Origin of the sequence: Bradyrhizobium zhengyangense, from assembly GCF_022012555.1 — a bacterium.
Lineage (GTDB): Bacteria > Pseudomonadota > Alphaproteobacteria > Rhizobiales > Xanthobacteraceae > Bradyrhizobium > Bradyrhizobium zhengyangense.
The window spans coordinates 1,023,978-1,043,906 of sequence record NZ_JAKLTZ010000003.1; the positions used below are offsets into that span (position 1 = coordinate 1,023,978).

A 19,929-nucleotide genomic window follows, 5' to 3' on the forward strand; every position below is an offset into this window, starting at 1 on the left:
AATACGGAAATTTGAAGCTTCTAGTGCGACTGGAGACCCGGCGAGCCGGTCTCCGGATGGATCTCGGCCGCCATCATCCCCTTGGAGCCGGGCCCGAAGCGAACCAGCACATACTGGCCCGGGCGCAGCTCGGTCATGCCGAAACGGCGCAGCGTCTCCATGTGCACGAAAATGTCGGGCGTGCCCTCGCCGCAGGTCAGGAAGCCGAAGCCCCGCAGCCGGTTGAACCATTTGACCTGGGCCCGCTCGAGGCCGCTGGTCGCGGTCACCGTGACGTGGGTGCGCGGCGGCAGCATCTGCGCCGGATGGATCGCGGTCGACTCGTCCATCGAGACGACGCGGAAGGCCTGGTAGCCCTTGGCGCGCTGGATGCACTCGACGACGATGCGGGCACCCTCATAGGCGGTCTGGAAGCCGTCGCGTCTAAGCACGGTAACGTGCAGGAGGACGTCGGGCCAGCCATTGTCGGGGACGATGAAGCCGTAGCCCTTTGATGCATCGAACCATTTGATGACGCCATGAACCTCGACGAGGTTGGCGCTGCCCTCACCTAGCCCGGTGAAAGGACTGAGCGCATTGTCGCGACCGGCGCCGTGCTCGCCCGACGCGGGAACTCCCAGCTTCTTGGACTCAAATCCGTCCGACGACCCCATAACCCCGGACCCCGCAACTGCCATGCAACCCGCCACATTGGCGGTGCTCGAATCACGCGTCTTAAGAGAATCTTCTCACCTCGACGCGACGCGAATCTTTCGACTCAAAAGATAACACTCCCGGTTGAGACGCATAGATAAAAAAGAGATTCGGCGGAACCTATGAACAGCTTGCACAGCCGCGAATCAAACTAACGCCTCAATTGCCGACAAAGGGTCCGAGCGTTTCGCCGATGTCGTGGCGGATGACGAGGTCGGCGATGTCGTCCTGCTCGGTCGGCTCGCGATTGATGATCACCAAACGTGCACCCGAGTTCTTCGCCATCATCGGGAAGCCGGCCGCCGGCCACACCACGAGCGAGGAACCGATCGCGATGAACAGATCGCAGGCCTGCGCCAGCTCGGTCGCGCGTTGCATTTCATCCTCGGGCATCGCCTGACCGAATGAGATCGTTGCGGTTTTGACCGGCTCGTCGCAGGCAGTGCAGTTGGGCGCCGCACCGTCTGCGTCGAACCGGCGCTTCACCCAGTCGAGCTGGTAGGTCTGCCCACACCCGATGCAGCGCGCGTAAGTGGTATTGCCGTGAAGTTCAATCACGCGATCGGCCGCGAAGCCCGAGGCCTGGTGCAGATTGTCGATGTTCTGGGTGATGACCGCCGGGATCTTGCCGGCACGATGCAGCGAGGCGAGCGCGCGATGGCCGCGTCCGGGCTTGGCTGCGGAAAACACCTCCTCCATCGCAAAGCGCCTTCGCCAGGACTCGTCACGCGCCTCCTGGCTTGCGACGAACTCGTCGAACTGGATCGGACGATTGCGAGTCCAAATTCCGCCCGGCGAGCGGAAGTCGGGGATGCCGCATTCAGTCGAGATGCCCGCGCCGGTGAACGGCACGATGATCTTTGCGCGCGCGATCATGTCGCCGAGCCGTTCGACGCCGCTCTGAAGATTTTCTGCAATCACGCGCCGCCTCCCGATTCAATTTCGCGCTAGCTGCAACATGTGCAAGCGGCAAGATTGTTGACGCTCTTATCCACCGGCGTGCAAGAGTTCTGCAACGACAGGGCGGCAATTTTTTCCGACCCTCGCTTATCACAATCCTGCAATGCCTCCTCCCCATTGACGCCCCAATCAGAAGCGCCAATGCATGTGTTGACGCGACTCAACGTGATTGCGGCGGCAGTGCTTGAGTTCACAAGTGCACACATAGTCAGGTGTAGTGGGGATTTTGACATGACCGAGGACGAACAACGCAAGATCCGCGAACGCGAAGAGATCGCCGCCCGTGTCGCCGCCTTCCGTGCCACGCAAGAGAAATTCAAGCGCGAGCGCGAAGAGTATTTCGTCTCGACGCTGGAGAACGCGCGCAAGGTGGAGCGGCCCTCGCTCTGGCCGTGAGCGCATCGCGCGGGACAGGCGCCAACGAAAAAAGCCCGGAGCATCGCTCCGGGCTTTTCGATTCCTCCACTGTTACCAATGACGGTAGTAGCGATGGTGCCGGTAATACGGCCCGCCATAATAGGCGTACGGGCCAGGGCCGTAATCATAATAGGCCGGGCCGCCGTAATAGCCGTAGCCCGGGCCGTAATAGCCATAGCCGTACGGATGGGACGCGGCGACGGCGCCGGCTGTGATCGCACCGGCGGCGAGACCGAACGCGAGGCCCGGGCCAATACCGCGCGCCTGTGCAGGGGCCGCAACCGCGGTCACGCCGACGGCGGCGACGGTGGCAAGGATTGCGAGTGTCTTTTTCATGATCTCCTCCTTCGCATCTGGGCGGACAACGCGAGCTGACGGCAAAGGTTCGCTCCGGATGGAACCGCAGCGGGCAGAAATAATCTCGCGGCGGATGGAACGATTTGGCGGGCGGTGGATTGTTGCTGTACATGCGAAGGCCTCCGCCATCCGGGTGGGGCAAGAGCATGAAGACCCCGTCAGCATCTCCGCGGTGCTGGCGGGGTTTTCAATTTCGCGGACAAGAATGGCAGCAGACATCAACGGCTGCCAACGGGGCGGGAGGCCGAGGAGACAAGATTGCCGATATCCGCTTTGCTCGCCCGCATCCGCAGGCTCGTTCCCACAACCAACACGCAGCACTACGACGAGATCGTCCGGAGCTTCGGCGTCGGTGCGCTCCGCCCGCCGCCAACGCCGATGAGCGACGGCGAGCTCGCCCGCGCCATCGCCGAGTTTCTCAAATCATCGCCGTCCACGGAATCGGTTGCGACGCTCGGCCGGCGGCTCGATCCCACCTCGCCGCTTTGAGCGGCGTTTCCTCGCAAGCGGCGGAACAAGCGCCTCGCGCGCGGGTTGAAATCGTCTCCCCGCAAGAGGAGGCTCATCATGCCCGTCTGGCTCGAAGTCTTGCTCAATCTGTCCGGCTATGCCGGCTTCGTGGCGCTCGCAACAAGCGGCGCTGCGTGCTCTCGCAATTCCGCCGAGGACGAGACCTACCGCAGTAAACGCTAATTCGCCGGCGGCGCGTGACCCGCGGTGCGCACCAGCCGGTCGGCCTTGAGCGCGACGCGCGTGTCCTCGTCCTGCGGCCGGAGCGAAACGCTGATCGCCACGAAGGCGAGACAGAACAGCGCGCCGACGACGGCGACACGGCGATAAGTCTGGCGGTCGCCCTGATAAAATGACGGTTCTAAAAAAGGTGTCATGGCAATAACAGGTTTTCTTGTTGTCTTTGCCAGACACCTACCCCAACGCGCAGGCGACGCAACGCGATTGGGCTTTTAACCTAACCGAATAGGGTTATCGCGAGGGCGGCAAGCTTTCGTTAGGAGATCGCGCGAGCGCTTCAGACGTCGGCGAGCCACTTCAGCGTCGCGCTAAAGCCGAGGCTGCGATGGCCGGCGACCAGCACGGTGCCGTATACTTCGGCCCCCTCCTCGGTGAACGTCCCCGAGAATCCGCTGGTCGCCTCGGCGCCGCCAAACAGCGGCCTGGCAAGCGGATCGGCAAACGGCGAATGCTGGTTGGTGGCAAGCTCGCCCTTCCAGGTACCATTGCCTGACGTGTAGGACCCGCGTGACCAGAAGTAAGGCCCGCCGCCGAGCAGGACGCCATCGCGCAGGATCAACACGCCGCTGTCGCGGCCCTTCACGCCGTCGAGCATGCGGATGTGGATGGAGTAGAGCCCGTTCTTCATGGATGCGCCTGCCGTCCCAGCGACGATAGCGCGGCGTGCGGAGAGCGTCGAGACAGGGGCTTGCCGCCTGTTGCGGTCCGCCGACCATCTTTGTTCCAGCTTCGCCTGCATTTCGTTCTCAAAAGAACGAATCGGAATCAACGAAATCGCGCGGAACAGGTCTTAACAAATCATTTGCATGCGAATGAGCGACAAACCGCCGCAAGCAGGCGATCCCGCCATGTCGTCGATCATTGATTGCGGCGACCGCAATGACGACACCATGGTGCGGAGCATCGCGCTGACTCGTGTTGGCACAGGCCGCGCGCTGAGGCCCGGACACACACGACCTGTTCTGCATCCGACTCCATTTCGTTCTCGAAGAACGAATCGGAGGCGAGTCAATCAGTGGGAAGCATTTCCTAACGAGCGATGAAGCGACGCGCCGTCACGTAAGATCGTCATCGCCTCGAGCGGAGGTGCTCAAGCCGCCGCGCGCTTGGCGTTGCCCCTCTCCGCAAAGCATTCCAGGATCTGGATGCGGATTTCCTCTGCGGCCGGGCCCTCGACCTTCCTGAGCTGGTTCCAGAGCCGGATCACTTCGCGCTGCTTTTCAACGGTCATGAGTCATCTCCTGAGCTGATGACTCACTAGAACAAAATAAGAACAAAAAGTCCAGCCCACACGCCAAAATTCCTGTGCGTGTCGCGTTGAACCTTTCCGGCGCGCCCGAGACCTATGGAAGCTGGGGATTTCAGCGCCCAGTCATATGGCAGCGCCGCGATGGACGAACATATTCCGTCACCGCGGCGCTGTTGCTTTTTGCGTTTTCAACCTTAAGTTAGGCGAGCGACTGGCGGCCAGGCGCTGAAATCCCAACGCCGTCAGCGAGAGAGCCCCGTGCGCAAGCGCGGGGTTTTTTCGTTGTGCTGGCGATGGGCGTGCAACATTCCACGCTGAACTTTTTCAGCGCTGGCGCGTCTTATCAATGAAGCTTCCCCCCAAGGCTTCACCCCATCAGAAAACCCCGCTCCCCCCAAGCGGGGTTTTCCCCTTTTTGAAGACATCACGTATTCCAAGATCTCACTCCGCCCATCCGCGTGCCGTCCGGGCGCGCGCGGCTCGGATCAGACGGCGTCCTTGGCCACCTTCAGCGGCGAGGCCTTGACCGACTTGCTCGCCGGCTTGGCAGCAAACTGCATCGGCTCCTTGGTGAAGGGATTGACGCCCATGCGGGCCTCGGTCGCCGGCTTGTTGACGACCGACATCTTCACGAAACCGGGAATAACGAACTCGCCGGACTCGTTGAGCTCCTTGTAACCGACCGTCGCCATGTACTCGATGACCGACTTCACGTCGTTCTTCGCAAGCTGCGTGCCCTCGGCAATCGCATCGATCAACTGAGTCTTGGTCATCTTCGGCATGTCTGGAATTCCTCTGAATGGGGTGCGCGCGAGCTGCGCTGTAGCCTTGTCCCGGAAACGGTAAAACTACGCGCGCCGCGTCTGTTCGTGCCTGAAGGCCACGAAGCAGCCGGGCTTAGAGCCCATTAGGGGCGAAAACGCAAGCAGCAGTTCGGCTCGAGTTCCGTCATGTTTCCGGCGCCCCGCGGCGACTACGTCGCCTGGGCAACAGTGGCGAGATATTTCGCCGGCGGCTTGCCAAGCGCCTTCCTGAACATCGTGATGAAGGCGGTGACCGATTCATAGCCGAGATCGGCCGAGACCTGCTGCACGCTTGCGCCCGCGGCAAGCTCGCGGATCGCGACGATCAGATGCAGCTGCTGACGCCAGCGTCCGAACGTCAGCCCGGTCTCTTTCGCAACGAGGCGCGCAAGACTGCTCTCGCTGAGCGCGACGTGATCGGCCCATTGTGCCAGCGTACGACGGTCCGCGGGATTGTCCGCCAAGGCTGCAGCAATGCGCTTCAACCGCGGCTCACGCGAGAGCGGCAGATGCAATTGCTGCACGGGCATGCGCGGCAGCTCGCCAAGCAGCACGCCGATCAGGCGCTCCCGCCTCGCCTCGTCATGCTGCGCGCCATCGGACAGCTCGACGACCAATTCGCGCAGCAAGGGCGAGATCGAGATGGTGCAGCAACGCTCCGGCAGATCGACCAGCTCCGCCTCGACATAGACGAAGAACAGCCGCGCATTCGCGGTGGCGCGATTGCTGTGCGGCATGCGGCTCGGAATCCAGACCGCGCAATGCGGTGGCACCATCCACAGCCCGCTGGGAACGCGGCAGGTGACGCCGCCGCCGAGCGACACCACCAGCTGCCCCTTGCGATGGCTGTGCTCGGGGACTTCCTCCTTGGTCCCGTCGGCGTCGACGCGCACGGCAATGACAGGTGCGGCGCGGTCGTCCACATCGAGATCTAGCCAGGGGTATCTGAGCTTTTGCCGGATCATTGACTGAATTTAGCGATCGATTGCGATTATGCAAAAATTCATCCAACGCCAAAGTCGATAGATCTCGCCTCACGTCAACCCAAGGAGATGCGACCGTGCACGGCTCGATCATGCCTTCAGCCCGGATGGGCCGAACCATTCGCACGCAGGCCGGCCAGGTCCGCGGCGCGGTGCCAGACGGCAACGGCGTGCTCGCATTCAGGGGCATCCCCTACGCTGCACCTCCCGTCGGACCGCTGCGCTGGCGCGCGCCGCAAGCACCGACGCCATGGAGCGGCGTGCGCGATGCGCTCGACTTTGGCGCGGCGTCGCTCTCATCGCTCGAACATGATCCGCGGCCCGGACCGCGCAGCGAAGACTGCCTTACGCTCAATGTGTGGACGGCGGCGAAGGCGCCCGACGAGAAGCGGCCCGTGATGGTGTGGATCCACGGCGGCGGCTTTCAATTCGGCTCGTCGGCCAATCCCGCCACCGACGGAAGCGTGCTGGCTGCGAAGGGCGTCGTTATCGTCAGCTTCAACTACCGGCTCGGCCTCTTCGGCTTCCTCGCCCACCCTGATCTCGATACGCAGGCGCCCTCGGGCAATTTCGGCCTCCAGGATCAGCTCGCGGCGCTGCGCTGGGTCAAAGCCAACATCGCCGCGTTTGGCGGAGACCCCGGCAACGTCACCTTGTTCGGTGAATCCGCTGGTGCGATGGCTGTCGGCCTCCTGATGGCCTCACCGCTCGCGCGCGGGCTGTTCCACAAGGCGATCGGCCAGAGCGGAGCGTTCTGGGACGGCCGGCACGGGTCGCTGCAAGGGTTTGACGAAGCCCGTGCCCGCGGCCTCGCCTTCGTCCGTCAGCACGGCAACGGATCGATCGCAGCGCTGCGCGCGATGCCGGCCGAACCGTTGAACGCGGCCGCGCCATGGAGCTTCGCGCGCGATCACGTCACGCAAGCCTTCTCGCCAAGCATCGACCGTTACGTGGTGCCTGATGTGCCCGCGCGACGCTTCCTGCGCGGCGAGCAGATGCATATCCCGTTGCTCGCGGGATGGAACAGCGCGGAGGAATTTCCCTTCATGCCGCTCTCCCTGCCCGCTCACTCGGCGCAAGCCTTTCGTGCCGCGGCAGCAGAGCTATTCGGCGAGGGCCGGATGGCGGATTTCCAAAAGCTCTATCCTGATGACACGGACGCAGAAGCGAGGGCGTCGGCCGCCGCGCTCACGGGCGACATGGTGGTCGGCGAGCAGTGCTGGCAGGCGCTGCGACTGCACCGGTCCAGCACGCGTGCACCCGTCTACGCCTATCATTTTTCCTATACGTCGCCCTACACGCCGATCGCCTCGCACGTCACCGAAATCCCCTTCGTCTTCGGCACGCTGACGCCGCAGCGGATCATCGGCAGCACGACGCCGCCTGATGATGCCGACCGCGCGCTGGCGGAGGCGATGATGAGCTATTGGGTGAATTTTGCGACGCGCGGGAACCCCAATGCATCAGGCCTGCCGCCCTGGCCGCCCCATGATGAGCGCGATCTCGTGCATGTCCTCGGTTCGACGATCGAGGCCCGCCCGAATCCGCAGGCTGACCGCTTCGCCTTCCTCGGCAGTTTCAGGGAGGACGGCATGCTTCCGATGCGCTGGCGCGCGTAAGGCCGCGAAAGAGAGCTCCGCGCGTGCCTTGAGGGGAGTTTTCCACACGAGGCGTCACCTCAACGTGAAACTTCCATCTTGATGGATGTTGTTCAGACTCTGGTAACCCAACGCATCCACTCTCCATCCAGTCTTGTTGCGTTGGAGTACCCGAAAAGTGCTGAATTTTGAGGAGCTGCGTGAACTCGCAGCCGATGTCCGCGTGTTTGTCGATGTCGCCGAAGACAAGGCCGAGGCGCTCAGGTCGGTCATCAGGGCCTACGACGTGGTGCTGGCGATCTTCCCGTCCGGAGACGGCATGGGCCTTCACGTCATCAAGGGCAAAGAGATCCTGGACGAAATCGCAAAGTCGCGCACGCATGCGATCTACAGCCATACGGCGATCGCGGTGCCCGACCTCGAACATGCCGAAGTGCTGAAATATTTGACGGCGCCGGCAGAGCAACGGATCGCGGCGTAGGCCGCACGAGCCGCCACAGCGAGCGATCGTTCTCGCAACGATCGCTCCTCAGTGCCCCCATACCGCGATGGCGAAGCCGATCGCGAGAATGCCGATGCCGGCGATCACGCCCCCGGCTTCGACTGCGTCGTCCACACCGAACATCTTGGCGATGAGGGTCCCGACCGCGCTCAGGACGATGTCGAAGACGAAGCCGAGCAAGGCGTCAAGCATGGCGGCTCATCCGGCCTTGCCGTGCTTCAGGCCGTGCACCGCGTCGCCAATCGAACCGCCGACGACCAGCGCAGCGAAGACAGGCCAGCCAGCAGACACGACTAGGATCGTCGCCAAATGCGCGTCCTCGCCCGGCCGCCGATAGGCATCGAAGCCGGCGAAAAAGACCACTGCGATCAGGCAACTGACGACGTATCGCTTGAACCATTCCACAACGAATGACCTCGTTTCCAGGCATTCGTCGCCTCGAGCGCCACCCCGGTTCACTGGGCCGGCAACCCCGCCTCCTCCCCCGGCCGGACATCAGCCGATCAGTGGTTCGGCACGATTTCCCACGACGACACGTAATTCATGATGGGACGCTCGAACCTTGCACCCTTGCTCGTGAACACCTTGCCGAGGTCAAGCATCGGCTGAAACGTATCAAGCTGCTTGGCATCCTCCAGGGTACGCCACAGACTGACCTGGGCGAGCGCATGCGAAGGCTCATCCTCTCCGGAGTAGAAGTGGATCAGGCCGCGCATCTGCCGGATGCCAGGCGCGAGGACGTCAAGCGACTCCGCCATCATTTGCCTGAATTCGGCGAACTGGTTGGGATCGCAGCGCATCACGGACACACGGACGGTCGGCATGTTTGTCTCCTCACTCAACCCACGATCAAGCGGCGGGCCGATATGCTGAAGGATAGTGCGCCGGATCCAGCCGTTGAAATTCCTCTTACTTGGTGCTGCTATCCATTTCATGGATAGCAAGAAAGTCGATCTCAACCTGCTTGTCGCGCTCGATGCGCTTCTGGCCGAACCCAACGTCACGCGAGCGGCCCGCCGCCTCGGCCTGAGCCAGCCGGCGCTTAGCGCGCAGCTGGCGCGCCTGCGCGATCTGTTCGGCGACCCGCTGTTTCTGCCGGCGCAACGTGGCCTGACACCGACGGCGCGCGCGATGGAGCTGCAGGCGCCGGTACGACAGGCACTCGACCAGGTGCAAGAGGTGCTGGCGCGGGGACGCGGGTTCGATCCGGCCACCGCCGACGTCACCGTCGCGCTCGCCTGCTCCGACTATGTGCAGGTCGCCATTATCACTCCGCTGGTGCTCGACCTGCGCGTCAGCGCCCCAAAACTGAAGCTAGCAATTCGTCAGCTGGATGGCAGCCTGCTGGGCCAGCAGATGGTATCGGGCGTGGTCGACCTCGCCGTGATGACGCCGGCGACGGCGCCCGCGGCGCTGCGAACGCGACGGTTGTTTCATGAGCGCTACGTCACGATCGCGCGGCGGCAGCATCCGACGGTGAAGGGACGCCTCACGCTCGATGATTTCGTCGCGCTCGATCATGTCGTGGTCTCGCCGCGCGGGGGCGGTTTCGGCGGACCTGTCGACACGGCCCTCGGCAAGCTCGGGCGCAAGCGCAGCATCGCGGTGTCGACGGCGAGCTTTTTGTTCGTGCCCGACCTCGTCGCCCGCTCCGATCTGATCGCGACGGTGCCGGAGCGGCTGGTGCGCGGGCGCGCCGAGCGCCTCCAGGTGCTGGAGCCGCCGCTCGCGGTCGACGGCTTTACCATCGGCCTCGTCTGGCACGAGCGCACCGAACAGCACCCGGCGCATCGCTGGATCAGGCAGCGCCTGCGCACATTGTGCGCCGGATGAAGCGGCGAAGCAGGAAAGGTTGATGCTGCAGGGGCTAAGGTTCGCCTATCCTGCCTGGCCAGGATCCATCGGCTGGGTCCTTACTCGCGAAATGGCATCCAGCCGCAACCAGGCCCAGCGCAATGTTCACGCCAAGCAGGATTTGCAGGACGAGGCCCATGTCCTCGCTCACGTACCTGACGTCGTGGCGGAGGACATAGCGCACGGGATGCACACCGTCAGGCTCATGAGGAGAGATGGCCACAAGCGCAAGCAACGCGACCGTCCCGCAAAGCGCAGCAACCCACGCAATCCGTCCGAGCCTTCGTAGCCAGCGCTTCATGCCAATCTCGTCAGGGCCGCTCCCCCGTTTTGCTTGCCGATGGCAAGCTCGCGATCGCAAGATTGGTCTTGAGGGTGTGAGCCATGTGACTTAGTCGCCCTGGCTCGCCGGCGGTTCAGGGGGCACCTCGCCACCTGGCACCCCGGTCGATGCACGCAACAGTCAGTAGTGCTCGACAGCGCAACGATCGCGTGCAATCTCACCGTGATTTCAAGTCTCCGCCGCCGCCTCGTTCACCGAAGATCAAGCTTCTCACTCCATTCTCGACCGCCGCTTGGGGATCATCAGCGGGGGTGCGCGATGAGCGAGGGAGAGCAACGCAAGGACAGGCGCGTCGCGTTCGAACGGCCCCTCGACGCGCGCGTCATGGCGATCGACGGCACATGGCAGCGCGCCTGCAAGATCCACGACGTCTCCGAAATGGGGGCGAAGCTGGTGATCGACGGCGCGGTGACGGATATCGGCCAGAAGGAATTTTTCCTGGTGCTGTCCCCCATCGGCCTGGCCTACCGACACTGCGAGCTCGCCTGGATCAATGGCGAGTTCGTCGGCGTCCAGTTCATCAATCGCGGCAGAGCATCGAAGCGAGCGCGTCGCGGCGAAACACTGGTGAAGTGACGGCCTCATCAAGCCGCCATTTCGTGGCTTAGGTAAATCTCCCGTTCGGATCCGTGTACCGATACGTGTAGGTGTTGTTGTTCATGTCCTCATAGGTCCGGATTTCGAGCACCACATAAACGATCTTCCACGAACCCGAGCCCGGATCGATATTGTTCGGAAGAAACGCGCTGGGGTTCGCCGTCGTGGCATTCGAGTTGCCGTAGGTGATCAGTTCCTGCACCCAATAGCCCGGACTCAGTCCGGATGCGTCGCCGGGCTGCGGATCGGGCAGCAGCAACAGCGCGAAGCGGTAGGACGCAATCACGCTGCTGGCCCAGGCCGGGTCGATCGCGAGTTTCGCACTGTCAGGCAGATTGCCCCAGTTCGGTGGCCCCCACGGTGGGGTTGCGCTGAACGGCTGCAATGAAACGCCCCATTGCGCGGTCTTCGTGTCGATCGTGGTGCTCGAATAGCCGCCTTTGACCCCGAGCATGACGCTGCCCGAGCTCGAGACTCCACCGATGAGCGGCACCCCTGCCTTGGCGTCCCAATAGAAACCGAGCGCGACCGAGCCGCCGACATTCCAGGAGCCATTGTGCATGGACGTTTGCAGCCCCGTGAAAGCGGAGCCGGTCACTCCGCCAAGCGTCCAGGAGAAGTTGAGATATTTTTGCGACTGCTCGCCGGCGGCTGCGCCGAAGTCGAACGCGGCCGGCCAGATCACGGAATCGAAATAGTCGGTGATCGCGCCCTTCGTCAGCGCAGCCATCGTGGCATTGATGCCGCAGGGCGTGCTGTCGGAGCGCGTCCCGTCGATCGTATAGGTCATGAGATCCCCGGGCGTCACCATGAAAGGCACGTAGTCGTAACCGTTGGACTGACCGGTGCTTGGATTCGTCACCGCGAAGATCGGTGCCTGCGGGGCCGAGATGGTGGCGTTCTGGGTGCCGTCGCTGATCACATTCTTGTTTGCGTCGAGGAAGCGCAAATTGGTGATCGACACCGAACCCGACGCTGCGAACACCGTGCCGTAGGGGACAATGCCGTTCCCGATCATCGACCCCTTATCGACGCTCGCGGTTGCGGGCTGCTGGAGCGGCTGCGTGAGGGTGCTCGAGGTCGAGGTCGACCATGTCTTGACGTATCCGCCGGAAGCCGACGCATCCCAGGCCATGCCCGCGCCGCCGCCCTCGCCAAACGATTCGTCGCCGACCTCGGCACCAATCTTCCCATTGGTGGTCAGGGTCCCGCCCAAATTCCAGCTCTGCTCGCCCTGCTCCTTCTTCTCTTGCGACGTTCCGTAGATCACCGAGCCGAGATCGTTGGTCGTGCTTTCGAACTGCCAACCGATGATGTTCGAGACAGGCAGCGGGATCGGTCCTTCGATGATCCCGGTAACGACGACGGCGGGTCCCACCGTCGGCGAATACAGCGAGATGTTGGCGTAGTTCGAGATCACCTCGGCCGTGCCGTATGGCTGCACCTGCGCCACCGTCGTCCCGCCATAGAACAACAGCTGCAACAGCTGATAGGAGGTGGTGGTCATATTGCCAGTGCCGTCCGCGTTCGGCTCCGGCGTGGACTGCGCCGGATTGGTGGTGTCGACGATGAACAGCATGCTGGCCGGCGTGCTCGTGTCCGCCGAGGAAGCCGTCACGGTATACTGGCTCGCATAGGCGAGCGGCCCGTAGGTCGAGAACGTCTCGAACAGCAGGGCCTTCGACAGGTTCTTCTCGTTGGTGACCGACGACCCGCAGGCGATGATGCGGCCCGCAGGATCGGGCAGCACCGTGAGCGGAGATTTGGTTGCGACCGGGCTCGACCAGGCGAGCGCCGGCTGTCCCGCAGCCGGCGAGCCGTTGTCGTCAAGCGGCCAGGTGAGCGCAACCTGGAACGACGCCTTGTTCGACCCGTTCGCGTCGGCCATGGTCAGCGTCAGGACCGTCACCATGTCGAGCGCGAGGTTGTTGCTGCTATCGGCGTCGCTGACTTGCGGGACGATCGCGAGGCCGATCCGATTGCCGAGGCTGGTGCCCGAGCGGCCGGCCACCGGAGGCAGCAATGCGCCGATTTCGGCAGCGCTCCGCGCCGTCGACGAGCCGTTCCGCGCGGGCCAGCTTCCGAACACGCCTGCGCTGCTGGTGATGGTTTTGGTCGGCTGCTGGTCGGCCACGTAATAGACGCCGACCATTGCGAAATCCATCAGCTTGCCGTTCTCGATCGGAAACGGCTGCACCAATCCCACCAGGAATGCCTGCGATCCCAGGGACACTGCGCTGACGGAAGCACCGTCCTGCAGGGCAAAGGGAAGATTGTTCTCGTCGCATAGCACGAAGCCGGCGAGCCAGTCCGTCGGCGCGCTGGAGCTTCCCGGCGGCGTGACTGATGTCAGCGAGCTCACCATGACGCCGGCGTTGTTCGATTCCTTCCACAAATCAGGCTGATTCCAGAACAAATACAGGGCCGGGACTTCGCCGGACTGGATCGCGAGCGCGCATCCGCCCTTGGTTTGCGGCGCAAATCCGTTCGGCAGCGTGAGCCGGCTGTTCGACCATGAGCTCTTGTTGCCAAGCGTGGTGGACGCGAAGCCCAAATCGGTCGAGTAGAGCGACTGCTGGATGTCGGAATGTTCGTCCGCGCCGACGACGAAGATGTCCGCGCCGAACAGTGCGACGGCATTGCCCTGGGGCCTTGCCCCAAAGCCGAGCTGAATTTCCGGATTTTGCGCGGGGGTCGCCATTCACACACCTCCTCCGGCAGACGCCTGTCATGCCGCCGGCGGCATTACAGTCTATGGTTGCGACAATTGGAAGTCGCATTCTGGTGACGATGCACATGTCTGGCGGGCTCGCGGCAAAGCGACCATCGCCGCAAGTCTTGTCGCTGGGCAGCAAGAGACCTGCGGACTTACGGCACTTCCGAAGGTGGTAGGAGAAGCTGGGGCATGTGATGCGGCCGGGAGCGAACGTGACTCGCTCGCCTCACGCTGTGAAGCATGAACACTGCCAGAGCCACTTCAATTCGTCGTGGTCTTGCCGCCGCGCATGGACACGAGCTTGTCCTCACGAAATCCGAGAATGAGCCATGCAGTCTCGTCGAAACCGTGTGCGAGCTTTCCCGCGTGAGAATACACCATCTGAGCCGCTTCCGACTTCGACGGCGGTCCCAACGCGGTGATGACCTCCTGACGCGACATGCCTAAATGCAGCTTGCCGTCGAAGACGACGGGCGAGAATTTTTCCGGGATGATGGCGCAATCGGTCGAGGCCCCGGCGTCTGTCCCGACGAGCTCTTCAACGATCTCGGTGACGCGATGGTCCGTACCGCCCATCTCTCCGCTGGACACCACCCATATCAGATGCTGCGCGCGCCGATAACACAGCCAGTAGACGCTGCCTGCAGCGTCGCCCTGGTGTTGGATGGTCCCTTCGCCCACGGCTTTGCGGACCGCGCCGAGCGGCGTCTCTTCGAAGCGGCCGGCGAATGCGCCCAGCGAAAAGCGGATCGCCAATCTCTTCACGACCGTCGGCGGCACGCGCTCGAGCGCATGTTCGTCGAATGGCGGCGGCGTCTGCGCGGAGCAGTCGCGCGCGGGAATCGCGAAAAGCAGAAGCAGCAGCAAGAAGAGCGTCTTTGTCCGAGCCATGCAGCTTAGTCGCGCTCGCTCGACAAGGGTTCAGACGGCTTACTTTCCCTCATCAGGGAGAGCCTGCTGCCGCAAGACGCACGCCGGCGACGAGTGCGGCGGCAGCGAAGCCAACGGCCAACGCCGCCCACTCCTTGCGCGTCACTGTCATGACGGCAAGCGAGGCCGCGCAGCCGACGATGCTTGCCAGCCCACCTTCGAGGCAGGCGGCTGCCACGAAGGCAACGAAGAGATTCCCGGGAGCCAGTTGGAAGAACCTTGCCATTGCGCTGCCCTCCCGCATCAATCCGCCCGCGAGAAACCCTCCCGATCGCATGGTATAGCTGACAAGCCCCAGCACACAGATGGCCGCGAGCGTGCGCCAGTCAAGCATGGTCGGCGCGCATCATGCTGAAGCCGGTGCCGATCGCGCCGCCGGCCAGCATGGCCCAATTCGGCGATACGAATCTGCCGACAAGAAGTGCGCCCGCAGCCGACAGCAGCCAAGGCAGAACAGAACGCGCGCCACGCCACTGGGTCGGCAGCAGGGTGACGATGAACGCCGCAGGGAGCAAAGCTGCGGCGACCGAAAGCGGGCCATCCGGTGCCAGCGGCAGGCCGTAGCCAAGGGCCGTCCCTCCGATCCAGCCGACGGCCATGGGCACGCTCGCGCCCAGCAGATACCCGATATCGGCATCGTTGCTTTCCGCGTCCGCGCTCGTCATGAGCCAGGAGGCGTCCGCCAGGAGAAACAGGATTGGCAGCGTGATGCGCTTTCTGAGTTGGCCGAAGATCTGGTAGAGGTGAGCGCCCATGACGAGATATCGCGCGTTTGTCGCGATACAGGCCACCGCCATCGGAATGATCGGCGGGACCGCGGCCCACATACCGAGAGTGACAGCCTGCGCCGTGGCAGAGTAGACGACGACGCTGAACAGAACTGAAGGCACGAAGCCGAGCCCGACACCGCGATAGGCGACACCCATGACCACGCCAGCCACACCATTGCTCAACAGGAACGGAAGCGCCGCGAGCAAGCCGCGCCGAAACCCTGCGCGTGAGCAGATCGCCTTTGCCGAAGACGCTGGTTGCGTTGTAATGGTCATGACCATTATATAGGCCCGGCAGGCTCAGCCATGTCAAGGGATCCCCAACGCGCAGCGACGCAATTTTTCGGCGGCAGGGTCTGTCTCGACTTCGCCAACACGTTGGATTGGCGGACATCTGGTGATCCGCAGGAGTTGATCCCCGACTACACCGCCTTTCTCGGCTGGTGTGCCCGCCGGCGAACCCTGTCACCTCAGGCGATCAAGGCGCTCGAAGTCATCGCCCGCAAGAAGCCGGCTGCCGCTGCCGCCGCACAGACCGAGCTCCTCTCGCTGCGCTCGGAGATCTGGAGCATCTGTGATGCGCTACGCCGGGGCGAGCGCAGCGACTTGGCCTTCGTCAATGCGCTGCTCGCAAAAGCTCCGCCGCAGCCGAGCCTCGTTCGAACCGACGGCTCGTATTTGCACAATTTTTCGGGCCGGACTCTCTCCGAACCGCTCTGGCCCATCCTGTGGTCCCTGACTGCGGTTCTGACGTCGGCAGATGCGTCGCGCATCGGCTGCTGCCAGGCTGATGGTTGCGGCTGGTTCTATGTCGACGAAAGCCCGAACCGAACCCGCCTGTGGTGTTCAAGCGAGGTTTGCGGAAATCGCGAGCGAGCGCGACGCGCCTACGCCAAGCGCCGAAAGACGATCCCGGGCAAGAGAGGCTAAGTCTTCGAGGGGAATGGGGCGCGACGCAATTTCGGAATTGCGCACAACCCATCAGCTCCGTGCGGCTCGCATCGGCCTGACGCGGTTGAAAGCCTGCGCCGCTGGACTGCACCCCCCGAATATCTCAGGATGGTTTCAGCATCAGTGCACCAGATCGTCCAGGGCCCGGTGCGAGTGACGTGCACCGCAATAAAATTCAGAAAACGGCAGGGAAGAACGATGCAGCGAAAAAGAAATGTGGCGCTTGATGGTGCCATGGCTTGCCTGGCTCTGGGAGCGGCCATCACGGTCATTGCGATCTCGCCGGCAAGCGCCGACGATTCAGCCAACATACCACCCGCGCTCAAATGCGCTGACTTGACTGGCTGGAAGCTGCCGGGATCGACGGCGTCAGTCACCAAGGCGGAAATGGTACCGGAGGCGCCGCCGGGCACCGTGCAGCCGTCGCCGCCGGCGCCGGCCACCGTATCGGTGGCGCTGCCGCCGAACTGCCGCGTGGATGGCGTGATCGATCAGCGCGTCGGCGTCGAGGGCAAGTCCTACGCGATCGGCTTTGCCGTCGCCCTGCCCGATCGCTGGAACGGCCGGTTCTTGTTTCAAGGCGGCGGCGGTTTGAACGGCTCGATCCGGCCGCCGCTGGGTTTCCAGGCGGCTGGCGAGGTGCCGGCGCTGGCGCGCGGCTTTGCCGTTGTTACGACCGACAGCGGTCATCAGGGCGCGGTGTTCGATGCCTCGTTCCTGAAGGACCAGGAAGCCGCGCTCAACTTCGCCACTGCATCCGTCGGCAAGGTGACGATCGCAGCCAAGGCGATCGTCGCGCATTACTATGGCCAGGGCGCAAAACATTCCTATTTCACGGGGTGCTCGACCGGAGGCCGCGAAGCCATGCTGGCCTCAGTGCGCTATCCCGAGCAATTCGACGGCATCGTCGCCGGCGCGCCTGCGATGCGCACCGGCAACTCCAATATCGGTCTCGCCTGGGCCAACGCCGCCTTCAGCCGGATCGCGCCGAAAGATGCGTCCGGCAAGCCGGAGCCCGCCAGGACTTTTTCCGCTGATGAGCGCAAGCTGATCACGAACGCGATCCTCGATGCCTGCGACGCCAAGGACGGCATCAAGGATGGCCTGATCTTCGACGGCAAGGCCTGTCAATTCGACCCTGCGGTCCTCACCTGTAAGGGCGACATCAAGGAGTCCTGCCTGGCGCCGGCGCAGGTCGATGCCCTCAGGAAAGCTTTTGCCGGACCGAAGAATTCACGCGGCACGCCTATCTACCCGCCGTTCCCGTGGGACAGCGGCGTGGCGGCCGAAGGCGTTTCCATTCCCGGCATCCTGACATCTGGCGCGCGCAGTCCGGTCGGACCGCCCGTTTGGGAAAGCATCGACGTCGATCAACTCGAAGACCGGGTCAACGCGAGCGGGATGGATCGCCTCGCCAACACCGCCTACTGGACCAACCTGTCGAGCTATTTCGGCCATGGCGGCAAGCTGCTATTTTACCACGGTGTGAGCGACCCCTGGTTCTCGGCGAACGACACCGTGAATTACTACGAGCGCATGGCGGCTGATTCCGGCGGCATGGAGATGGTGCGGGAGAAATCGAGCCGGGCCTTCCTGGTGCCCGGCATGGGTCACTGCTCGAGCGGCGCAACGCTCGATCGTTTCGATCTCCTCAGCGCGGTCGTGAACTGGGTGGAAGACGGCAAGGCGCCCGATGCGGTGATCGCGACGGGACCCGCCTTTCCCGGCCGCAGCCGGCCGCTTTGCGCCTATCCGCAACATGCGCAGTACAAGGGCCAAGGCGATCCGGAGAGCGCGGCGAGTTTTGAGTGCAAATAGCGTAGATGGGCGCGGTCAGATGCGAACTATAGAACGCGACGTCAGGGATTGGCGCACGTGGCGGGACCATGACCAGACGGCAATGAACCGCACGGCATATTGCAAAATCGACACTAGCCAGATGACTAAGCGCCGCGGTAGCCCTCGGAGTGCATCTGTCCGCACGCATCAAGGTACATGGTGATGCTGTTATGAGCTCGGATCAGACCTTCTAATTCCACATGTGTCAGCTCAAATCTCTTTCCCTTAATATCTGTGGGATAGCGGAAGCGATCACCCTTCGGATCGACCTCTTGAATATCGGCAATTTGCTTGGCCACGACGACACCCCACTCGTCAGTTGTAGGACATCCCCATCGAGCCATGAACTCGGATAGTTGGTCCCACAGCGAAACGAGATCATGGCCATCAACCTTCGGCGTAGCGTTGTCGGTCAGGGCATATTCGAGGATGGCGCACTTCAGGGCTAGTTCGATCGCATGGCGCGCCAGAAAGAAAAGTGGAATGCTTAGATTGCTCGCCCGATGGTTAGGCGAATAAGCCTTCCGGGCAAGTTCATCGAACGCCAAGCTGTAGGTGAACGCGACATACTCCCACGTCGTCGCGAAATTATTGATGTCGCCACCATGATGGATGTACTTAGCCATCAGCGACTGCCCGTCGAACTCCGACAGGTCCAACAATTCGTCGTAAGTTTTGGCCGTCATTTCTTCCGCCCGCGAGCTTCCCACGTTTCGAGAATGAACAGTGCCATCGTATGCGCGGCGTGAACCGCCAGTCGGGCATGGCGAGCTTCGATCCTGTAATTCTTCGTGCCGTGCCCGTGAGCAGAGCCTTCATGGGTCCGCAATGCCCCCACGCCGGCAGCGATGCTGAAGAGGCCTGACAGAATTTGCTTGAGGTCATCGTCGGCCATTTGGCCCGGCGAGAGCCCAAGGTTTTTAGCAACCTCTGTCCAAAGCGGCGCAATCGTCTGCTTGTTGGGTAGAGGAATGTTTTCCGCTTGGAGATATTGCTTGCAGACTGCTTCGACGATTGCGCAGGCTGCCGTCACCGCAGCGCCAGGGTCCGAACCAATCGAGTTGTAGGCCCGCTGGTATTCGAGGTCCACCGCGGCTAGGCCGCCCGCCTTGAGCCGTTCGCCCAAGGATTTGGAGGGCCCCTTCAGGTGTGCCCCGATGATGTAACCGCCGCGCTGATAGGTTAGCTGCTCCTTTTCGAGGACGGTTTTGATCCTCTCCCGGGCATCACCATCTTTCGCATACTGCTCCAGACGCCAAGGCGTGGGCTCCGCATCCATCACTTCCGCGATAAGTGTCCCAAATAGCCTAAGCGGATCAGCACATTCTGCATTTGCACGCCGCAACCAAGCGAGACATTTTTGCGTCTTGTTTCCCTCGGGCGGATCGCCCGGAAACCCCGCCTGCATGAACAAAGCGTTCAGTTCGGCGTGCGTATAGTGTGAGTCGAGGATCGGCGCCGTTGTGCCTATCAGCGCTGGCGGAATCTGGGTCATTTTTAATTCCATGCCCTATGGGGCGCGGGGGCTTTAATGGTGGACTGCGGATTCCGATGATCTCGCCCGGGTGTACCGATTTGATCTCGCCCAGGATTCCGAGATGATCTCGCCCACCGTTC

Annotated in this window: 27 protein-coding genes and 1 pseudogene; 11 read left to right on the forward strand and 17 right to left on the reverse strand. The window is 62.8% G+C overall.

Annotated elements, in window-relative coordinates; genetic code table 11:
• Positions 1 to 20: 20 nt before the first annotated feature.
• Together L6639_RS15430 and L6639_RS15435 are read right to left on the reverse strand one after the other, a co-directional pair.
• Positions 21 to 653, reverse strand: coding sequence for a cold-shock protein (locus L6639_RS15430; protein ID WP_237862583.1), 633 nt, complete (start codon positions 651 to 653; stop codon positions 21 to 23).
• A gap of 199 nt (positions 654 to 852) precedes the next feature.
• Positions 853 to 1,614, reverse strand: coding sequence for an SIR2 family NAD-dependent protein deacylase (locus L6639_RS15435; protein WP_237862525.1), 762 nt, complete (start codon positions 1,612 to 1,614; stop codon positions 853 to 855).
• A 270-nt stretch (positions 1,615 to 1,884) separates the two neighbouring features.
• Between L6639_RS15435 and L6639_RS15440 the strand changes: the two genes are divergently transcribed.
• A complete protein-coding gene (locus L6639_RS15440) occupies positions 1,885 to 2,049 on the forward strand; it encodes a hypothetical protein (protein WP_164933808.1) in 165 nt (54 codons plus the stop codon).
• Positions 2,050 to 2,121: 72 nt separating this feature from the next.
• Here the strand turns inward: L6639_RS15440 and L6639_RS15445 are convergent, their stop codons facing one another.
• Positions 2,122 to 2,406: a hypothetical protein gene (locus tag L6639_RS15445; RefSeq protein WP_237862526.1), complete on the reverse strand. Its 285-nt coding sequence runs from the start codon at positions 2,404 to 2,406 to the stop codon at positions 2,122 to 2,124.
• Between the two features lie 279 nt (positions 2,407 to 2,685).
• Here L6639_RS15445 and L6639_RS15450 point away from each other — a divergent pair, with 279 nt between their 5' ends.
• On the forward strand, positions 2,686 to 2,916 hold the full coding sequence (locus L6639_RS15450; protein WP_237862527.1) for a hypothetical protein: 231 nt from the start codon (positions 2,686 to 2,688) through the stop codon (positions 2,914 to 2,916).
• 78 nt (positions 2,917 to 2,994) lie between these two features.
• Complete coding sequence (locus tag L6639_RS43055; protein ID WP_271607020.1) at positions 2,995 to 3,120, forward strand: hypothetical protein; 126 nt, start codon at positions 2,995 to 2,997, stop codon at positions 3,118 to 3,120.
• Here the strand turns inward: L6639_RS43055 and L6639_RS15455 are convergent.
• The 5 genes from L6639_RS15455 to L6639_RS15475 form a co-directional block, all read right to left on the reverse strand.
• The gene (locus tag L6639_RS15455) at positions 3,117 to 3,314 is read right to left on the reverse strand and encodes a hypothetical protein (protein ID WP_237862528.1); all 198 of its coding nucleotides are present in this window, start codon (positions 3,312 to 3,314) and stop codon (positions 3,117 to 3,119) included. The two genes, L6639_RS43055 and L6639_RS15455, sit on opposite strands and share 4 nt — an antisense overlap.
• A 140-nt stretch (positions 3,315 to 3,454) precedes the next feature.
• Positions 3,455 to 3,805 carry a GrlR family regulatory protein gene (locus tag L6639_RS15460; protein ID WP_237862529.1) on the reverse strand — a complete coding sequence of 117 codons (351 nt, stop codon included), beginning with the start codon at positions 3,803 to 3,805 and terminating at the stop codon, positions 3,455 to 3,457.
• 462 nt (positions 3,806 to 4,267) lie between these two features.
• Positions 4,268 to 4,408 carry a hypothetical protein gene (locus tag L6639_RS15465; RefSeq protein ID WP_237862530.1) on the reverse strand — a complete coding sequence of 47 codons (141 nt, stop codon included), beginning with the start codon at positions 4,406 to 4,408 and terminating at the stop codon, positions 4,268 to 4,270.
• A gap of 503 nt (positions 4,409 to 4,911) precedes the next feature.
• Positions 4,912 to 5,208 (reverse strand): HU family DNA-binding protein, encoded by a 297-nt coding sequence (locus tag L6639_RS15470; RefSeq protein WP_128962535.1) that lies wholly within the window; start codon positions 5,206 to 5,208, stop codon positions 4,912 to 4,914.
• 191 nt (positions 5,209 to 5,399) lie between these two features.
• A complete protein-coding gene (locus L6639_RS15475; protein WP_237862584.1) occupies positions 5,400 to 6,191 on the reverse strand; it encodes an AraC family transcriptional regulator in 792 nt (263 codons plus the stop codon).
• A 98-nt stretch (positions 6,192 to 6,289) separates the two neighbouring features.
• Between L6639_RS15475 and L6639_RS15480 the strand changes: the two genes are divergently transcribed.
• Together L6639_RS15480 and L6639_RS15485 are read left to right on the forward strand one after the other, a co-directional pair.
• Complete coding sequence (locus L6639_RS15480; protein WP_237862531.1) at positions 6,290 to 7,831, forward strand: carboxylesterase/lipase family protein; 1,542 nt, start codon at positions 6,290 to 6,292, stop codon at positions 7,829 to 7,831.
• Between the two features lie 157 nt (positions 7,832 to 7,988).
• Positions 7,989 to 8,291, forward strand: a complete 303-nt coding sequence (locus tag L6639_RS15485; protein WP_237862532.1) for a hypothetical protein — start codon at positions 7,989 to 7,991, stop codon at positions 8,289 to 8,291.
• Between the two features lie 48 nt (positions 8,292 to 8,339).
• Here L6639_RS15485 and L6639_RS15490 read toward each other — a convergent pair whose 3' ends face one another.
• From L6639_RS15490 to L6639_RS15500, 3 genes are all read right to left on the reverse strand, one after another.
• Positions 8,340 to 8,504 (reverse strand): hypothetical protein, encoded by a 165-nt coding sequence (locus tag L6639_RS15490; RefSeq protein WP_237862533.1) that lies wholly within the window; start codon positions 8,502 to 8,504, stop codon positions 8,340 to 8,342.
• A gap of 6 nt (positions 8,505 to 8,510) precedes the next feature.
• Positions 8,511 to 8,717, reverse strand: coding sequence for a hypothetical protein (locus L6639_RS15495; protein WP_237862534.1), 207 nt, complete (start codon positions 8,715 to 8,717; stop codon positions 8,511 to 8,513).
• A 98-nt stretch (positions 8,718 to 8,815) separates the two neighbouring features.
• A complete protein-coding gene (locus tag L6639_RS15500; RefSeq protein WP_237862535.1) occupies positions 8,816 to 9,136 on the reverse strand; it encodes a hypothetical protein in 321 nt (106 codons plus the stop codon).
• A 109-nt stretch (positions 9,137 to 9,245) separates the two neighbouring features.
• On the opposite strand from L6639_RS15500, the gene L6639_RS15505 reads away from it, so the two are divergent.
• The 3 genes from L6639_RS15505 to L6639_RS15515 all read left to right on the forward strand — a co-directional run bounded on the left by L6639_RS15505 (position 9,246) and on the right by L6639_RS15515 (position 11,085).
• A complete protein-coding gene (locus L6639_RS15505; protein WP_237862536.1) occupies positions 9,246 to 10,145 on the forward strand; it encodes a LysR family transcriptional regulator in 900 nt (299 codons plus the stop codon).
• Between the two features lie 22 nt (positions 10,146 to 10,167).
• Positions 10,168 to 10,455, forward strand: a complete 288-nt coding sequence (locus tag L6639_RS15510; protein ID WP_237862537.1) for a hypothetical protein — start codon at positions 10,168 to 10,170, stop codon at positions 10,453 to 10,455.
• Positions 10,456 to 10,767: 312 nt separating this feature from the next.
• Positions 10,768 to 11,085 (forward strand): PilZ domain-containing protein, encoded by a 318-nt coding sequence (locus tag L6639_RS15515; protein WP_237862538.1) that lies wholly within the window; start codon positions 10,768 to 10,770, stop codon positions 11,083 to 11,085.
• A 28-nt stretch (positions 11,086 to 11,113) separates the two neighbouring features.
• Here the strand turns inward: L6639_RS15515 and L6639_RS15520 are convergent, their stop codons facing one another.
• From L6639_RS15520 to L6639_RS15535, 4 genes are all read right to left on the reverse strand, one after another.
• The gene (locus tag L6639_RS15520) at positions 11,114 to 13,807 is read right to left on the reverse strand and encodes a hypothetical protein (RefSeq protein WP_237862539.1); all 2,694 of its coding nucleotides are present in this window, start codon (positions 13,805 to 13,807) and stop codon (positions 11,114 to 11,116) included.
• 276 nt (positions 13,808 to 14,083) lie between these two features.
• Entirely contained in the window at positions 14,084 to 14,689 is a 606-nt protein-coding gene (locus L6639_RS15525) for a hypothetical protein (RefSeq protein WP_237862540.1), read from the reverse strand.
• A 76-nt stretch (positions 14,690 to 14,765) separates the two neighbouring features.
• On the reverse strand, positions 14,766 to 15,086 hold the full coding sequence (locus tag L6639_RS15530) for an AzlD domain-containing protein (protein ID WP_276576234.1): 321 nt from the start codon (positions 15,084 to 15,086) through the stop codon (positions 14,766 to 14,768).
• Positions 15,079 to 15,804 (reverse strand): AzlC family ABC transporter permease, encoded by a 726-nt coding sequence (locus tag L6639_RS15535; protein ID WP_338076536.1) that lies wholly within the window; start codon positions 15,802 to 15,804, stop codon positions 15,079 to 15,081. The genes L6639_RS15530 and L6639_RS15535 overlap by 8 nt, the downstream gene beginning before the upstream one ends.
• Before the next feature lie 24 nt (positions 15,805 to 15,828).
• On the opposite strand from L6639_RS15535, the gene L6639_RS15540 reads away from it, so the two are divergent.
• The 3 genes and pseudogenes from L6639_RS15540 (at position 15,829) to L6639_RS43460 (ending at position 18,291) form a co-directional block, all read left to right on the forward strand.
• A complete protein-coding gene (locus tag L6639_RS15540) occupies positions 15,829 to 16,452 on the forward strand; it encodes a CGNR zinc finger domain-containing protein (protein ID WP_237862542.1) in 624 nt (207 codons plus the stop codon).
• 408 nt (positions 16,453 to 16,860) lie between these two features.
• Positions 16,861 to 17,745, forward strand: a pseudogene (locus tag L6639_RS43455) (tannase/feruloyl esterase family alpha/beta hydrolase); the annotation flags it as partial.
• 6 nt (positions 17,746 to 17,751) lie between these two features.
• Positions 17,752 to 18,291, forward strand: coding sequence for a tannase/feruloyl esterase family alpha/beta hydrolase (locus L6639_RS43460; RefSeq protein WP_465251681.1), 540 nt, complete (start codon positions 17,752 to 17,754; stop codon positions 18,289 to 18,291).
• A 125-nt stretch (positions 18,292 to 18,416) separates the two neighbouring features.
• Here L6639_RS43460 and L6639_RS15550 read toward each other — a convergent pair whose 3' ends face one another.
• Positions 18,417 to 18,998: a hypothetical protein gene (locus L6639_RS15550; protein ID WP_237862544.1), complete on the reverse strand. Its 582-nt coding sequence runs from the start codon at positions 18,996 to 18,998 to the stop codon at positions 18,417 to 18,419.
• The gene (locus L6639_RS15555; RefSeq protein ID WP_237862545.1) at positions 18,995 to 19,807 is read right to left on the reverse strand and encodes an abortive infection family protein; all 813 of its coding nucleotides are present in this window, start codon (positions 19,805 to 19,807) and stop codon (positions 18,995 to 18,997) included. Before L6639_RS15555 ends, L6639_RS15550 begins: the two co-directional genes overlap by 4 nt.
• Positions 19,808 to 19,929: the final 122 nt, after the last annotated feature.

Bases quoted from the DNA above. Each gene is read 5' to 3' on its own strand.
- L6639_RS15555 (WP_237862545.1), bottom strand. From the start codon at position 19,807: ATGACCCAGATTCCGCCAGCGCTGATAGGCACAACGGCGCCGATCCTC.
- L6639_RS15535 (WP_338076536.1), bottom strand. From the start codon at position 15,804: ATGGTCATGACCATTACAACGCAACCAGCGTCTTCGGCAAAGGCGATC.
- L6639_RS15430 (WP_237862583.1), bottom strand. From the start codon at position 653: ATGGGGTCGTCGGACGGATTTGAGTCCAAGAAGCTGGGAGTTCCCGCG.
- L6639_RS15550 (WP_237862544.1), bottom strand. From the start codon at position 18,998: ATGACGGCCAAAACTTACGACGAATTGTTGGACCTGTCGGAGTTCGAC.
- L6639_RS15465 (WP_237862530.1), bottom strand. From the start codon at position 4,408: ATGACCGTTGAAAAGCAGCGCGAAGTGATCCGGCTCTGGAACCAGCTC.
- L6639_RS43055 (WP_271607020.1), top strand. From the start codon at position 2,995: ATGCCCGTCTGGCTCGAAGTCTTGCTCAATCTGTCCGGCTATGCCGGC.
- L6639_RS15460 (WP_237862529.1), bottom strand. From the start codon at position 3,805: ATGAAGAACGGGCTCTACTCCATCCACATCCGCATGCTCGACGGCGTG.
- L6639_RS15530 (WP_276576234.1), bottom strand. From the start codon at position 15,086: ATGCTTGACTGGCGCACGCTCGCGGCCATCTGTGTGCTGGGGCTTGTC.
- L6639_RS15515 (WP_237862538.1), top strand. From the start codon at position 10,768: ATGAGCGAGGGAGAGCAACGCAAGGACAGGCGCGTCGCGTTCGAACGG.
- L6639_RS15445 (WP_237862526.1), bottom strand. From the start codon at position 2,406: ATGAAAAAGACACTCGCAATCCTTGCCACCGTCGCCGCCGTCGGCGTG.
- L6639_RS15470 (WP_128962535.1), bottom strand. From the start codon at position 5,208: ATGCCGAAGATGACCAAGACTCAGTTGATCGATGCGATTGCCGAGGGC.
- L6639_RS15455 (WP_237862528.1), bottom strand. From the start codon at position 3,314: ATGACACCTTTTTTAGAACCGTCATTTTATCAGGGCGACCGCCAGACT.
- L6639_RS15440 (WP_164933808.1), top strand. From the start codon at position 1,885: ATGACCGAGGACGAACAACGCAAGATCCGCGAACGCGAAGAGATCGCC.
- L6639_RS15500 (WP_237862535.1), bottom strand. From the start codon at position 9,136: ATGCCGACCGTCCGTGTGTCCGTGATGCGCTGCGATCCCAACCAGTTC.
- L6639_RS15510 (WP_237862537.1), top strand. From the start codon at position 10,168: ATGCTGCAGGGGCTAAGGTTCGCCTATCCTGCCTGGCCAGGATCCATC.
- L6639_RS15490 (WP_237862533.1), bottom strand. From the start codon at position 8,504: ATGCTTGACGCCTTGCTCGGCTTCGTCTTCGACATCGTCCTGAGCGCG.
- L6639_RS15520 (WP_237862539.1), bottom strand. From the start codon at position 13,807: ATGGCGACCCCCGCGCAAAATCCGGAAATTCAGCTCGGCTTTGGGGCA.
- L6639_RS15505 (WP_237862536.1), top strand. From the start codon at position 9,246: ATGGATAGCAAGAAAGTCGATCTCAACCTGCTTGTCGCGCTCGATGCG.
- L6639_RS15540 (WP_237862542.1), top strand. From the start codon at position 15,829: ATGTCAAGGGATCCCCAACGCGCAGCGACGCAATTTTTCGGCGGCAGG.